This is a genomic window from Moritella sp. 24, assembly GCF_018219155.1.
In the GTDB taxonomy this organism is placed as follows: domain Bacteria; phylum Pseudomonadota; class Gammaproteobacteria; order Enterobacterales; family Moritellaceae; genus Moritella.
The window spans coordinates 3,011,328-3,025,968 of record NZ_CP056123.1 but is presented as its reverse complement, the minus strand read 5'-3'; the positions used below and the strand labels follow the sequence as shown (position 1 = coordinate 3,025,968).

General features: G+C 39.7%; 14 protein-coding genes and 1 pseudogene. 8 read left to right on the top strand and 7 right to left on the bottom strand.

From position 1 onward, the window contains the following. Positions 1-258 precede the first annotated feature (258 nt). The gene (locus HWV00_RS13475; protein WP_211682032.1) at positions 259-3,432 is read left to right on the top strand and encodes a hypothetical protein; all 3,174 of its coding nucleotides are present in this window, start codon (positions 259-261) and stop codon (positions 3,430-3,432) included. A gap of 71 nt (positions 3,433-3,503) precedes the next feature. Here HWV00_RS13475 and HWV00_RS13470 read toward each other — a convergent pair. Next, a pseudogene (locus HWV00_RS13470) lies at positions 3,504-3,769 on the bottom strand (DksA/TraR family C4-type zinc finger protein). Between the two features lie 410 nt (positions 3,770-4,179). Here HWV00_RS13470 and HWV00_RS13465 point away from each other — a divergent pair. The 5 genes from HWV00_RS13465 (at position 4,180) to HWV00_RS13445 (ending at position 8,050) form a co-directional block, all read left to right on the top strand. Continuing rightward, on the top strand, positions 4,180-4,848 hold the full coding sequence (locus HWV00_RS13465; protein ID WP_211682031.1) for a hypothetical protein: 669 nt from the start codon (positions 4,180-4,182) through the stop codon (positions 4,846-4,848). A gap of 337 nt (positions 4,849-5,185) precedes the next feature. Beyond that, on the top strand, positions 5,186-6,109 hold the full coding sequence (locus tag HWV00_RS13460; RefSeq protein WP_211682029.1) for a M14 family metallocarboxypeptidase: 924 nt from the start codon (positions 5,186-5,188) through the stop codon (positions 6,107-6,109). Between the two features lie 194 nt (positions 6,110-6,303). Then, positions 6,304-7,239 carry an LpxL/LpxP family Kdo(2)-lipid IV(A) lauroyl/palmitoleoyl acyltransferase gene (lpxL, locus tag HWV00_RS13455; protein ID WP_211682027.1) on the top strand — a complete coding sequence of 312 codons (936 nt, stop codon included), beginning with the start codon at positions 6,304-6,306 and terminating at the stop codon, positions 7,237-7,239. 121 nt (positions 7,240-7,360) lie between these two features. Further along, a complete protein-coding gene (locus tag HWV00_RS13450) occupies positions 7,361-7,795 on the top strand; it encodes a bifunctional diaminohydroxyphosphoribosylaminopyrimidine deaminase/5-amino-6-(5-phosphoribosylamino)uracil reductase RibD (RefSeq protein WP_211682025.1) in 435 nt (144 codons plus the stop codon). Positions 7,796-7,873: 78 nt separating this feature from the next. Beyond that, a complete protein-coding gene (locus HWV00_RS13445) occupies positions 7,874-8,050 on the top strand; it encodes a hypothetical protein (RefSeq protein ID WP_211682023.1) in 177 nt (58 codons plus the stop codon). A gap of 138 nt (positions 8,051-8,188) precedes the next feature. Here the strand turns inward: HWV00_RS13445 and HWV00_RS13440 are convergent, their stop codons facing one another. Together HWV00_RS13440 and HWV00_RS13435 are read right to left on the bottom strand one after the other, a co-directional pair. After that, positions 8,189-8,647 (bottom strand): hypothetical protein, encoded by a 459-nt coding sequence (locus HWV00_RS13440; protein ID WP_211682021.1) that lies wholly within the window; start codon positions 8,645-8,647, stop codon positions 8,189-8,191. Between the two features lie 52 nt (positions 8,648-8,699). Further along, positions 8,700-9,164 (bottom strand): cytochrome c, encoded by a 465-nt coding sequence (locus HWV00_RS13435; protein ID WP_211682019.1) that lies wholly within the window; start codon positions 9,162-9,164, stop codon positions 8,700-8,702. A 136-nt stretch (positions 9,165-9,300) separates the two neighbouring features. On the opposite strand from HWV00_RS13435, the gene HWV00_RS13430 reads away from it, so the two are divergent. Continuing rightward, a complete protein-coding gene (locus tag HWV00_RS13430; protein WP_255554558.1) occupies positions 9,301-9,921 on the top strand; it encodes a cytochrome b/b6 domain-containing protein in 621 nt (206 codons plus the stop codon). Between the two features lie 16 nt (positions 9,922-9,937). After that, positions 9,938-10,366: a MarR family winged helix-turn-helix transcriptional regulator gene (locus HWV00_RS13425; RefSeq protein ID WP_211682015.1), complete on the top strand. Its 429-nt coding sequence runs from the start codon at positions 9,938-9,940 to the stop codon at positions 10,364-10,366. 23 nt (positions 10,367-10,389) lie between these two features. Here the strand turns inward: HWV00_RS13425 and HWV00_RS13420 are convergent, their stop codons facing one another. The 4 genes from HWV00_RS13420 to HWV00_RS13405 are packed head-to-tail and all read right to left on the bottom strand — an operon-like array spanning position 10,390 to position 14,522. Continuing rightward, positions 10,390-10,995, bottom strand: a complete 606-nt coding sequence (locus HWV00_RS13420) for a CDP-alcohol phosphatidyltransferase family protein (RefSeq protein ID WP_211682013.1) — start codon at positions 10,993-10,995, stop codon at positions 10,390-10,392. Further along, positions 10,988-11,641 (bottom strand): ATP-binding cassette domain-containing protein, encoded by a 654-nt coding sequence (locus HWV00_RS13415; RefSeq protein WP_211682011.1) that lies wholly within the window; start codon positions 11,639-11,641, stop codon positions 10,988-10,990. The genes HWV00_RS13420 and HWV00_RS13415 overlap by 8 nt, the downstream gene beginning before the upstream one ends. Further along, a complete protein-coding gene (locus tag HWV00_RS13410) occupies positions 11,607-13,376 on the bottom strand; it encodes an ABC transporter permease (RefSeq protein ID WP_211682009.1) in 1,770 nt (589 codons plus the stop codon). Before HWV00_RS13410 ends, HWV00_RS13415 begins: the two co-directional genes overlap by 35 nt. Continuing rightward, positions 13,377-14,522, bottom strand: coding sequence for an ABC transporter substrate-binding protein (locus HWV00_RS13405; RefSeq protein WP_211682007.1), 1,146 nt, complete (start codon positions 14,520-14,522; stop codon positions 13,377-13,379). It lies immediately after the preceding gene. Between the last annotated feature and the right edge of the window lie 119 nt (positions 14,523-14,641).

Sequence of the window (14,641 nt, the reverse complement as noted above, 5' to 3'; positions counted from 1 at the left end):
ATTCATCCCGTTAAGTTTGATGTTGTTAAATATAACAAATTTATTTTGGTTAACATTCCATTAACCTGGCTGTTAACTGTAAATTAACACTAAATGCCGTCATATGACCATTTATGTTTATTATATCTCGTGCGATGCGCTATATCCATGTCTAGTATAGTTACTATGTGTTGATGGTATGTTCTTTTAATGTTGTATGTATTTACCATTTTCTTGTTTGTATTTGACTCTTGTTATTGAAGTGTTAGGGATAAAAACATGAAGAAAAAATTACTAGTTGTAGCTTTAGGCTTATCAAGTTCTATTGCACTTGTTGGGTGCGGTGGTAGTGATGATACGAGTTCGGGGTCGGTATCAGCGCCTTCATCTGTTTTGTATGATATAAAAGTAATTGATGGTTATTTAAAAAATGCGCAAGTTTGGCTTGATGTCGATGGTGATAAACAACTTGATGCGAATGAACCTGCGGCATATACCGTTAGTGGAGGTGTTGCTACATTAGATGTCAGTAATATCGCCAACCCAGAGCAATATGCTACATTCGCAAAAATTACAGTCGGCCTAACGGTGGATGAATCGAGAGGACCTGTCGTAAGCAACGCTATTATGTCTGCCCCCCCAGGTGAAAGAGAAATAACCCCTTTGTCTACATTGGTACATATTGAAATTGAGCAAAATACAGATGGAACTGAAACCGCTGACGAATTAGCGACAATAAAACAAACTGCAATAGCTAAAATTGCAAGTGACCTTGGACTACAAGACGCTGACGTATTATCGGATTACATTGCTAATGGCAGCGGTGATGTTAATTATGCTGCTGAGAATATTGTTAATTCAAAAGTGTTACCAGAGGACACGGCTGAATATACGACTATTATTGCCGATGACACTGAAGGTGCGACATTTAATAAGCAGATTGCTGTTGTTAGCAATATGATTAAACAAGTTGTCGATACGACTGCAGAAGATGACTTTGATAATCAGGTGTCGATATTTAACATCGAAGATGATTTAGATACGGATACGGATGGTGATGGGATCCCCGATGCACTTGATGCTCTGCCTAATGATGCAAGTGACTGGCTTGACTATGATGGTGATCTGATTGGTAATATTGCCGATACAGATGATGATAATGACGGTGTTATCGATGAACTTGATATCGATCCACTGGATCCAACGCTTGGTCTCTCTGAAGTAAAACAAGTGCTTAAGTTTATACAAGACAGCGGTACTTTCTATACGGTATCAGCGGAAACTAATAATAATGCCTCAGGGTTGTATGTCGATGGTTTTGTGGTTAATGGCGATATTGCCATTACAGAGACATATCAGCGTATTAGAGCGGACAATTCATTAGCGTCGCTGCCGTTAAATATGGCGTCAGATATATTGTTAACAACATCTGGTTGGAGCAATGTGGCTGGTGGTTATACTATCGATTTAGCCGATGGGATGATAACGACTTACCCGACGAATAATACCGATATTTCATATAAGATCGACAGTGTTATGTCTGATCTTACTGGGTTGAACATTGCTCAAAATAGCCTAGATGATGTTTTTTTTTCTGATGACAGTACGATATTCCCCGAAGGTGCTACCTCCGCTTCACTTAATTTAACTGCGAATCAAGATACCTATTCCCTCTCTGGCGATAGCCCGTGGATCTTACGTGGGGACGATGGCGCGAGTGATGGTGCAGATGCCGTTGCATTGAATGAACTGATTAGCGATTCAACTGCTGGTGACAACCCCAGTGTAGGTCTTGTTCATGCCGTCTCGTTAGGGGCTGATATTGCTGTAGAGTTAGTTGCTGATAATACTGCTAATTTTTATACGTTTGATTTTTCTGAAACACAGACAGCACAAAAAATCGCATCAGCTACATGGGCGTTAGAAAGCCTTAATGGTGAAGAGATCCTTTCCCTGACTGTTCCGCAAAGTGCGATTGATAGTTGGAACGATCGCTGGGAGCATGATAGTCCATACATTTTATTTAGTACGTACAAAAATCAGGTTATCGAAGGGTCATTCTTGAAGCTCGGCGAGTCAATCGAACTTGATAATGCTGTATTAATGAATGATGTTGCGAAAGTTGCGCTAGTGAATGCTGTTGATGTTGATATTGCAGCTTGTGATACGGGAGATATTGACTCCAATGCAACACTTGATGATTTTGAACAAGCGTTAAGTGATTGTGGTGGGGTTTCTCAAGCTATTACAGCAGAGATGCTTGTTGCACAAGATTTCCACCGTATTACCAATTCAGGCGAGAGTCGAAATCATGTATTTAATGAAGACGGTACCGTTGTTGTCTATAAACAAGGTATTGCCGCTTACACTCAAGATTGGAGTGTAAATGGTGATAACGTAGTGTTAAGTAATGAGTTTGGTGAAAATAACGAAGAAAGCAACATGAGCATTTGGGCATTATTGGATAGCACACCATCTCAGTGGTCAATTAAGAGCTATGATTCAGCGACATACCGTGATGATGAAGGGCAATTGGCAACGGATATAAGTGTGTGGTCAAGCTTATTAGCGATTCAAAGTGAAGGTTCTGAATATGACTGTGATATTAAATATCAGGCGAGTGGTGCATCAGTCGCTGATTTTAATACTCAACTTGCAGGCTGCGGAATATTACCAGAGATGGATTTAGCGGGTAATTCTATTATTCGTATTACCGGATCATCTCAAACGCGTTCGTATGTCTTTAATGAAGACTACACAGCAAGTTATTATCGTAATGGTGTTAAATATAACCGTATATGGGCAATAACCGATGATGGTAATTTAGCGCTTTATAATGGTGAAGAACAGCCATTAAATTACCTTATGCGTCTTGTTGAGGACTCTAACGGTAACTTGAAATTTGCAGTATACGATAGTAACCGTCAATCAATCTGGAGTACGACGTATAAAGCGGTTGATGTATCTGTCGATATATTGGCTTGTGAAGACCTCGATTCTGATTGGGATGACGTAAATAATGCACCACTGACTTACCGTAGTTACGAGGAATTTAAGCAAGCGGTTACCACTTGTCAGGATGGTAAACTTGTCTCTGCTTTCAGTGATGGGTTTATTGATCAAGGCATCACGCTATCGACAGGTGATAGCTCAAACCAAGCTGATGATGTTGATACGTATCAATTCAATCAAGATGGTACTGGTGTATTAACTTCTGATGCAGTGAGCTCACCAATGACTTGGTCTATGCATGAAGAGGGTGTAGTTAAAGTTATTTTTGATTACACAGATGAAAATGATGTTGTGCAGACTGGACATGATTACCTCGCGATGGTTGAAACGAATGGTATTCACTTTAGTGTTAAATTGTTTAGCCGTACAACAGGATGGAACGGTTTAGCTGACAACTCACTCGGTGATTTATGGAGTGGTGTGTTGAGAGTGACTGAATAACGAAGCATAACTAAAACATATGTAAGATCATGCCCATCAGTTTAACTGGTGGGCATTTTTATTGAACGAGATTAACGTAATTGACTGTCTTTACTACCACGACGATTATATCCCTCAATCGCTTTTTCTTGTTTATCCGTTATTTCTTGGCAAGCTACGCACAATTCCACCCCTGGAATAGCTGCCTGCGCGCTTCTGGGATCAGAATGCCACATTCGTTACACTCATTGGTTAAATTGTCATGATGAAGTCGACTGCGTGCTAGATTAACTGCATCGTCAAGGGTGGCATCAATTTGTTCTTGTACGCTACCGTCTTTCGCAAAACCACCGGCCATATAGTCGTTCCTTTTGTTGTTGATTATAATTCAATAAAGATGTTAATGACCACTTTTGCTATATTGTGGTGAGTATAAGCTAAGTTATCTCACCATTATGGTGAAATAATCTGATTATTGGTGTTTAGAGGGGGTATTCTAAAGTTGTTATTTACCTGTATTTTAAATAAATAAACCTGTTTTATCATTTTAATGACCTACCTCTTATTGAGTGATTTATTATGCGTTAAGGCTAGATGAAACAAGGCGTGGGGCGTTATTTTAATATCACTAAAGAGGTGTGTTTTGATCGTTTAAACTGTATGTACTGTTCGTTAAATGTCTACTTAATGTTTATTTTGGCTTTCTTCTTGCTCTGTTATGTATAAGTTTATTTATTTTAATATCAATTAATAACAGGGATGATAAATATGATTAAGCCACTTAAGAAATTAACATTAGCGTTATGTGTCGCGTCTATTTCACAGTTTGCGATGGCTGAAGTTGAAACCGCAGAAAAACATATTGTGAAACCTCACGGAAATGTAAAAACGTGGGAATGGGGAACACAGTATGGCTATCACGGCTACAGTTATATTCGAGAAAGCTTTCTTGCTCAAGATGACAAAGAGATCACGATTCCAAGAATATTTTCACAGGACCCTCTGTTCACAGGTGACTATACAGAAAAGAATGTATCTAATGCTTCAATAGCGTTAAAAGTTTTTGTTGAACCCGGTTACCGAGATCCACTGAGCGTGACGTTAAATATTGTGGGTGAATATAACAAAGTGAAATATAACGTTTATAAAGTGGGGGCTACAATGCCGCTAGAAGGTGGAGATTGGAAAGAATATGCTTTCCAAATTCAATCTCAATCACAAAAATTACCTGATGGTTGGCATGTGTTTGATATGGATAACATCGATAATAACGATCGTAATATCGATGTTAACACATTAAATGAAATTTATCAGGCAGTCATGACCGATGTTCGTGAAATCTCTTACACCATAGGTAAAAGAAATGCCTTCTACTCAGTGATGAACCAATGGGATGTAGGTGCTAAAAATATGAGATTAATTCAAAAACGTCAGTAGTATATCAACAGTGAAAGCAGAGTGAGGCCTATTTCCAGCGGTTGAAAATAGGCTGTAATCGTCAACTACTTAATACGTATTTTAACTCGCTACTCGTATTACAAGTTATCGCACCTGCATTCCCCATACCCGTTATCGCGACTATTCCACCTTCAGGCGCAATAATTGCGTTAGATAAATTGTCCGCTTAAAATAACAAGTCACCTTGTACATATCTGCAAGGTGATTATCCCCCCATAATCATCACGATTAAAACTTTCTCTTGTTAATCCATACCTTGATGGCGCATTATAATAATGTATATTTACATATTATAACCGTTAAGGAAGGCAACTAGATGGATCGTGAACAAGCTTATCAGATAGGTACTTCGGGACAGAAATGGACAAGTGAAGATAAAGCAGCGTGGTTAGCTAAACAAACAATTGTGCGCACTTATCAGCAGGAAGTACTCGATAAATTAGCACCATTACGTCAATATTTTGATATTGAGCAATATGGTGCGCTGTCTTATGAACCAACTCGTTATCCATTATTTATTGTTAAAACTCGCAATTGGGATAATAGTAAACCGACTGTGCTTGTTACTGGTGGTGTGCATGGTTATGAAACAAGTGGCGTTCAGGGCGCAATCCGTTTTATAGAAACACAAGCGCAGCATTACAGCTCACAGTTTAATATTGTTGTTGCACCTTGCGTAAGTCCTTGGGGTTATGAAACGATTAACCGCTGGAACCCAAACGCTGTTGATCCAAATCGTTCGTTCGTTGAAAATAGTCCTGCTGAAGAATCCGCGGCATTAATGCAGTGTATTGCGAAACTTGATGTTCAGATTACTGCACATATCGATTTACATGAAACAACGGATACAGATAACAGCGAGTTCCGACCTGCATTAGCGGCAAGAGATGCTGTTGTGCATGATAATTGGAACATTCCTGATGGTTTTTATTTAGTCGGAGATACGCTCAATCCGAACACTGAATTTCAAACACATATCATTAACGCTGTCAGTGGTGTTACTCATATTGCTCCTGCTGATGATAGTGGCCGTATTATTGGTGAAAAGCTGGCTCAGTTCGGTGTTATTAATTATGCAACAAAAGCACTTGGCTTATGTTCTGGGTTTAGTGATTGTATCTACGGTACAACGACTGAAGTATATCCAGATAGTCCTTTAGTGGATGATGAGAACTGCATAAAAGCACAAGTGATGGCGATTACGAGTGGGCTTGATTATTTACTAAAACAAAATAATTAGCGCGTTGCAATACAATGCAATGTTCATATTCGTATGACTTCACATATGTGTAAGCTTATGTCAGTGAGTATTAAAATTAACTATTAAATACTTTATAATATTGTTATTTACTCTGTTTAATCGTATCAGTTCAACATAAAATCTACATTATGTTGGCTAAGATGCGATTAAATCACCTAAGACTAGCAAGCATTATGACTCAATACTCAGAACCTAAGTTTACATTCGCCTTACTGCATCCAAAGTATTGGTCTATTTGGCTAGCGGTTGGGTGTCTTGCATTAACGGTGAACTTACTCCCTTATTTCATATTACTCCGTCTTGGTAGAGGGCTGGGTTTTATCGTCACGAAAATAGCAAAAAGTCGTGTACGAGTTGTCCTGCGTAACCTGCAATTAGCCTTTCCTGACATGGCAGATACTGAACGCCATAATATAAGTGAAGAAAATATAAAAAATACCGGTTTAGCCATTATTGAAATGGGGATTGCCTGGTTTTGGCCTGATTGGCGTTTTAAAAAACACATCAAAATTACGAATAACGAGGAAATATTAGCGCTCGATAAAGCAGGGCGTGGTGCCTTAATTGTCGCTGTCCATGCGCTTAATCTGGAAATTACGGCCCGTGCATTTACTTTTTTTGCACCTGGATATGGTGTTTATCGTACACACAGTAATCCTGCCTATAACTTTATTCAGCATTGGGGGCGAACACATCATGGTAATAAAATGATCGACCGGAAAGATGTTAAAGGCATGCTCAGAGTGTTGAAAAAAGGCGGACGGTTATGGTATCTCCCTGATCAGGATTACGGTTTTGAACATGCCGTATTTGTTCCCTTTTTCGGGGTTGAAGAGGCTGCAACTACTTCTGGTACAAGTGTTCTTGTTGATGCGAGTAAGTGTGCTGTGATTACCGCATCAGGTTTCCGTAAAGGTAATACCTATACGCTAGAAATTGATCATGATATTAGTGAGCAGTTCCCACGTCGTGACCCGGAAGGTGCCGCGCGCGTGATGAATGCAGCGTTAGAGAAAGTGATATTACGTGGTTTAGATCAGTGGATGTGGTTACATCGACGCTATAAAACGATGCCTGATAATAAAAACCGCGGTATCCGCTATAAATAATAAATTTATCCTAATATAAAGTAGCGGTAATTTTGTACACGATTCGATCTTTGGCGGTAAAACGATTACCATCATGGATTGAATAGTGTCGCTATGAATTATCACGTTATAAGGATAAGTGTTGGATTTATTAAATGATGAAAAGTTTATGCTTCGCGCATTAGAACTTTCTAAGTTAGCCTTGCCAAATTGCCGTCCTAACCCGCCAGTGGGTTGTGTCTTGGTGAAAAATAATCGGATTGTTAGCGAGGGCTTTACTCAGGCTCCCGGCTTACACCATGCTGAAGCACAAGCTATCGCACAGTATGATGATTCCCTTGAAGAAGTGACTGCTTATGTGACGTTAGAGCCATGCTCATTTGTTGGCCGTACTCCATCGTGTGCACATACGCTTGTTGGTCGACGTATAGAACGTGTGGTTGTCGCAACTGTCGACCCTGATCCACGTAATAGTGGCAAAGGATTAACAGTACTGACAGATGCTGGTATCACTGTAGATGTCGGTGTTTGCCAACGTGAAGTTGCTGAGTTTATCACGCCTTATTTATTGAAATAGTCTCCTTACATTATTCTATTTAACGGAATATAATCAACATCTTAATTTCGTATTTAATTGATAGATGGACTTACCTTAATGAAAAAATTAGCTGTTATTATTACTGCATTGACATTCACGTTTGGGCTTACTGCTTGTGCAGAGTTAAAAACGGTTGGTCGTGATATTGGCCATGCAACGAAAGATGTAACGACATCAATTGGTCATGCTTCTCGTGATATTGCTAAAGATGTAAGTAACGAAGTTAAAAACTAAGTTATAGATATTTATCTACAGTACGCTGGCATTTAGTCGGGTGCAATTTTTGTTAAGCCCGCTTTTGCTAAGAACAAATGTTGTTAAGTTCTATTTTCAGATACTGTAGATACATCCCATCCATAATTTTTGCGTGTGTTAGCAATATACTTTTTTAGCTTTACGACCTAAACGGATCCCATCTCGAATATTTAAGCCAATCATTGTTAGATTTACCAACCCGGTGATGATCTCTATCCCTTGTACTGTCCAATACAATGTATCGAATTGACCTTGCTCAGACCATCTCGCTAATATGACTGCGGCAGGTAATAAAACAAATATCCCATTAATTGCAGCAATCTTCATCCGTGTTTGTTTTGTTTTAAATACTCCTTTCATCGTACCTGTATAGAGTTTATTTGCAGATATTCCTGTGGCCATCATTGCCAACATGAGTACTGGCACAAAAACCAATATGGTGCTTTTTACATCTGCAATCAGCCTTTCAGTTGCAAATGTATCAGCTAAAATCGTACTAACTTGAAATGTCGCTATCAATATAAATGCGAGTGAAGCGGCGATTTTATGGATATTTTTGAGTGTATTTCTGTTCATGATAATACCTGCTTATGAGCTAAAAATGATGGTGTATGAATCGAGATAACTTCTACCAGCGCGATCTGTATTGACGGTGACAGTTTCGACAAGTTTTATTCGCTTGTTTTAATGCACTTTTAGCTGCACTTTTATCTTGTTGTGCAATCGCGTTATCCATCATTACAAAGCTATTATCCATTTTCGCCAATGCGGCTTTAAATTTTTGATTATCACTCCATACTTTATCCTTTGCTTTACTGTCTAACTGACTTCCTGATACGAATAAACGCTGTAATGATGCAGAACTAGTCGTGATCGATGCACTGGTATTCTCTAGCTCTTGCCAGTTAGGTATAGCGCTATCAAGCATGCTATCCACTTTTTCTTGCAACTCTTCTATTTGCGAAAAGGCTGCTTGGCGTTGCGCTACATCTTGTTCCAATGTTGGTGTTTTATCTGATGCCTGCGCTGTCATGATTGTGAAAGCAAAAGTGAGTGTGGTGATGAATGTTGCGACCTGTTTAGATACCTGCATGTAGTGCTCCTGATTAACGATTGATGTTGCCTCTGTTGACTTGGTTTTAATTTACATGACAACTGTTGCGTGCGCAACTGTTTTAATGTAAATTGTTGTCATTGTTAATTTATCACTGTTTTTAAAGAGGTTGAAAATGAAGATCTGGGATTTACCAACACGTCTATATCATTGGTTACAAGTTATTGTATTTTTGGGACTTGTTATTACTGGGTACAATGCTAACGGCCCTCACATACAATTAGGACTAGGGTTATTTACACTTATTATTTGGCGAATGATGTGGGGTTTTATAGGCAGTGAAACAAGCCGTTTTACGCAATTTATACGCTCACCAAAAGTAATGTTACAATATTTACGTGGGCAGTCAGCAGAAGGTGTAGGCCATAATCCTGCTGGTGGTTGGATGGTCGTCAGCTTATTATTTTGTCTATTATTGCAATGTATTTCTGGGTTAGTGATCGCGGGATTTATGGATAACGCTCCATTTGCAGATATATGGTTAACTGATGGTTTATTTGATATTTTCTATTTAGTCCACAGTGCCTTATTTTATCTATTACCGATATTAGTGTGCTTGCATGTTGCTGCCGTTATTGGCTATAAACTGTGTGACAAGCCATTGGTATTAGCAATGGTGACGGGTTATCAAGCAAAGTTCACTGCAATATCGGTACGATTTGAATCAAATTTAAAAGCCTTATTGGTGCTAATTACGGCGGTATTAGTTACCATAGCAATAGTTGCGCTTTCTTAATGAGTAAAGGTATAAAATGGAAAAGAAATTTGACCGTCAAAAAAGTTTTGGTTGGTTGCTTAATGTGGTTGCGAATAAAGCCGCAAAAGACTTTGACAGCGAATTAAAGAAACGAGGCTTATCGTTAGCGTTATGGCCGACTTTAATGTGTTTGTGGGAAGAGGAAGGGATTACGCAACGAGATATCGCGTTGAAATCAAAAGTTGAAAGCTCAACAACGACACGTACATTGGATAAATTAGTTGCTTTAGCGCTTGTTGAGCGCCGAGATGACCCAAATAGCCGCCGCTCTTTTCGTATTTATCTTACTGATGCGGGCAAAGCGTTAAAAACAGATTTGTTACCGATTCCACTCGCGCTTAACGCTGATTTACTCAGCGCATTAGATGCGAAAGAACAGCAAGATATCATCCGTTTATTACAGAAGATTGTTACTGATATTTAAGCGCTATTTCTGAGTTCACAGCCTCATTTTAGCGTTTGGTAACCAGCCCAAATTCGTGAAAAGGTTGTGAACCAGCAAAGCGTCGCGAAGGTGTAAGCTATTGCAGCAAAATGTGCGGGGAACAAACACAGTAAGATGAAACAAAAAATGGTTTCAGTTCCCTCTGTTAGCCCGCCCATGTAATACAGCGATTTGTTTTTATAAACGGGATTTTCAATTTCTTGTTTACTGGCCATAATTGCAAATGCTAAAAAACTAGAACCTGAGCCAACAAATGAAAAAATCAGAAATGCACCCGCGATAGCATTTACATTCGGGTCTGCAATCACAAAACCAAACGGAACAAGTGAATAAAACAAAAAGTCTAAGGTGATATCTAAAAATCCACCACTGTCTGTGATCCCCTGTATTCGAGCGACGGCTCCATCAATTGCATCAAGTACACGATTCAAAATAATGAACACCAAAGCAATATTGTATTCTTGTAGTGCTAACGCAGGAAAGCTCATCAATCCAAGCAGAAAACCGAATAGGGTTACCTGATCTGCTTTTATACCTATTTTGTCTACGAGCTTCGCGGCGGTATTGACTGGCCAGCGAATGATTCTAATTGAGTAACGATCAAGCATGTTGTGTTTCCTTATCCCATGGCCAGTGCAGACAACGACTGCCGCTAGGGACATCGTCAGCATCGTGTGTCACCATTAATACTGGCAGCTTTCTGTTTGTTGTTTGCAGGAATACCCAGTTTCTAAATTCACTGCGTAATGATTTATCTAATTTGCTAAAGGGTTCATCGAGCAATACGACTGCGGGTTCAGCAAGTAACATTCGCATCATACTAATACGCGCACGTTGGCCTCCTGATATTTGCATCGGGGTTTTATTAGCCAGCGCTAACAAGTCTAATTGTGTTAGCGTATCGAGAGCCTGTTTTTTTCGTTGTGCTTTTTTAACATGATTGGGCAGGGCGATGGCTAGATTTTCCCAAATGTTAAGATGGGGAAATAATAGATCATCTTGAAATAAAATACCGATATTACGCTTTTCTGCAGGTAAATTATTGAGTAACTGTTGCTGATAATAACACTCACCTTGATAGCTAAAATCAGCAGATCCATGTCCTGCAATCACACTTAACAAGCTTGATTTGCCACAACCACTGGGGCCCATTAATGTTAATACTTCACCTAGTTCAACAGTAAAAGAGACTGGTGAGAATAAAGGTTGCTGATGATTATCAAGGATGCTTAGATTGTTGACTGACAGAGACATTTCGCGTCGTTACCCTAATTTTTGATGTTGATGTTGATGTTGATGTTGATGGCTGTTGCTCTAATGATCCCGAGCGACGACTCGCTACAATGGCGATGATATAAAAAACAAACGGTGTTAATGATTGCAATAATGCATAAATGGCGCTGATACGACGATCTTGCCCGCTAGACAGGGCGACAGCTTCCGTCGTTAAAGTTGATATACGCCCTGCACCTAACATTAATGTTGGTAAATATTGTGCAAGACTCACACTAATACCGACGGCCCACGCGATCCAAATGGCGGGTAGTAATAACGGACCTTTAACTTTCCACCACGTTTTGAAAGGAGACATGCCTAAACTGAGTGCGACCTTATCTAAACGTTGATCATAGCTGCGCCAAGGGCCATCTAAAGCAAGGAAAATATAAGGGAAAGCAAAGAAGATGTGTGCCCAAATAACCCATAAATAATAATACTGATTTGCGATGTATAGCGTGGCAACTTGAATGCCGAATAAGAGTGATAATTGTGGGGCTAGCATTGGGATTGAGATAAGTAACCTTGGCACTTTCAAAAAGCGTTTATTGGTCGTCGCTTTGATACTATGTTCATGTATAACAATGGCAAAAAATAATGCTATCGTGGCACTAATAACCGCGATCATGATGCTATTCGCTATTATCTCTAATAAATATGTCCATTCTTGTTGCCAAAATCTAAGTGACCAACGAGACGGAATAATATCAGGAAATCGCCAGCGTTGCGCAAAGGTCCACAACATTAAAATGGGCAAGGTAATAAGCGTAATTAAATAAGTAACTGAAATTATCGTTTTACCGCCAATAGGTAGTGAAAAACGCCCATTTGTCTGCCAAGTTCTGCATTTTATCGTTATTAACCATTCTGAAGCACGAATGCTGAGAAGAATTATAAGGCAGATGACTAACAATACTAAAGCACCAGCCGAGGCTTTAGGTAATGTCGCTAGGTCAGCATCATTCAACCACTGCCAAACCAGTACTGATAACGTGGGTGGCCGTGTCGGGCCGATGATTAACGCGACATCCACCACTGAAATACTGTATGCCATCACGGCAAACAGTGAAAAACGAATTTTAGGTAACCACTGCGGTAAGATAATTTTTTGCCATGCTTGTGCGTTGTTATAACCTAAGCTTTTTGCGGTAATGAGTGTGGTATTGATGTTCAGTTGCTTGAGTAATGGGATACTCATAAACAGTAAAAAGGGTATTTCTTTCAGCGTTAATGCTGCAATTAAGCCGAGGCCATATTGGTCATGTACTAGCTGTAAGTTGATTTGTTCACCAAAGATCCGGGCGATAAAACCACTGGGAGTAAACAAAAAGGCAAAACCAATCGCGAAAGCAACATGGGGAAGGGCCATGATGGGAGCCAGCAGCGTTTCTATTTTATGCCACCATCGGCTACGCCAGCAGGATTGTAAAATTGCAAAGCAGCATAATGCGGACAATAACGTACTCGCGATACCAACAAATAGAGTTAATAAGATCGACTGTTGTAACCCAGGCCAAGCCAATAAATCAGTAAAGCCATCGAGGGAAAATGTGTATTTATCTATCGCGGGGATATAGCCAAAAGCGGCGAAGCCTAATCCGCTAAGTCCGGGTATTAAAGGTAAAAAACAGATAATAACAGTCAGCAATACAATTATATTAAAAGTAATGGATGCGACTGACTGCTTTTTTACCGATTCAAATAAAGTGTTCAATTAATGCCCGTAGCGTTTTTGCCATTCAGCTTCAAGTGCAGTTTGCCAGCTTGGATGTGGCTCCGGAATCGATTTGAATAACTTGGTATTTTTCGCTGAACCTGTGATGTATTGTGGGGCTAACACCGTTGGATCGCCCCAAATCGCTAAGTCGCCTTTACGTGATTGTGCTTCTGGACTTAATAAGAAGTTAATCGCGACTAGCGCCCCTTCTTTGGCTGTCGCATTCCATGGAATAGATAAGAAGTGGATATTCGATAAAGCACCAGCCTGCATCGCATAAGCTGTTGCTGTTTCGCTGAGTTTACCACTTTGTTGTGATGTGGTTGCTTCGTTAGGGTTAAATGAAATGGCGATATCGAGTTCACCATCATCTAATAATTGAATTGTTTCTGCAGCACTGGCCGGGAATTGTTTACCCTTACGCCATGCGACTGTATGGAATTTGTCGAGATAATCCCACAATGGCGCTGATATGCTAGCGAACGTCTTATTATCAACAGGTAGGTATAGCGGTGAGTTATCGTTCGTTAACTCTAATAATGCGGCTTTTAGAAAACTGGTGCCATGAAATGAAGGTGGCTTAGGGTAGCTGAGTTTATTTGGATGCTTGATTGCGTAGGCAAGCATGTCATTAAAGCTTGTTGGTGGCGCTGTTAATGTTTCGGTATCATAAATAAACACCAATTGACCGACACCCCAAGGTGCTTCTAGTCCTAGTGTTGGCTCAGAGAAATCACTGTCGACAGGTAATGTTTTATCGACATATTGCCAGTTAGGCAGTTGTGTTGCGAATGAGTCGGTTATGAGGTTATAGCGTTTCATTGATTTGAAATTTTCACCGTTTACCCACACCATATCAACGCTGCCATTGGTATTTTTTTTAGCAGTTTTTTCTGCGGCTAAACGCGTGATCGCTTCGGCAATATCACCGACCTTTACATGGGTTAAGCGCACGCCGTATTCGCTGTTTAAGCGTTTGTCTACCCAACGTAAATAGTTGTTAATTTCTGGACTTCCACCCCATGCGTAAAAATAAACTGTTTGGCCTTTTGCTTTTTGTTCAACAGCTTGCCAGTCAAGCGTTGTCGCTTGGCTAAAAGCACTGATGACTAATAAACTTAGACTGACGAATAATTTCCGCATGAAACTTCCTTTTCTTAAGTTGCTGCACATTGCTATCTACAATGTTTATAGTATTTAATTATAACTGATTGTAATCATATTCATATAGTTGCGGCTTAGATACTCAAATAACAGAATCA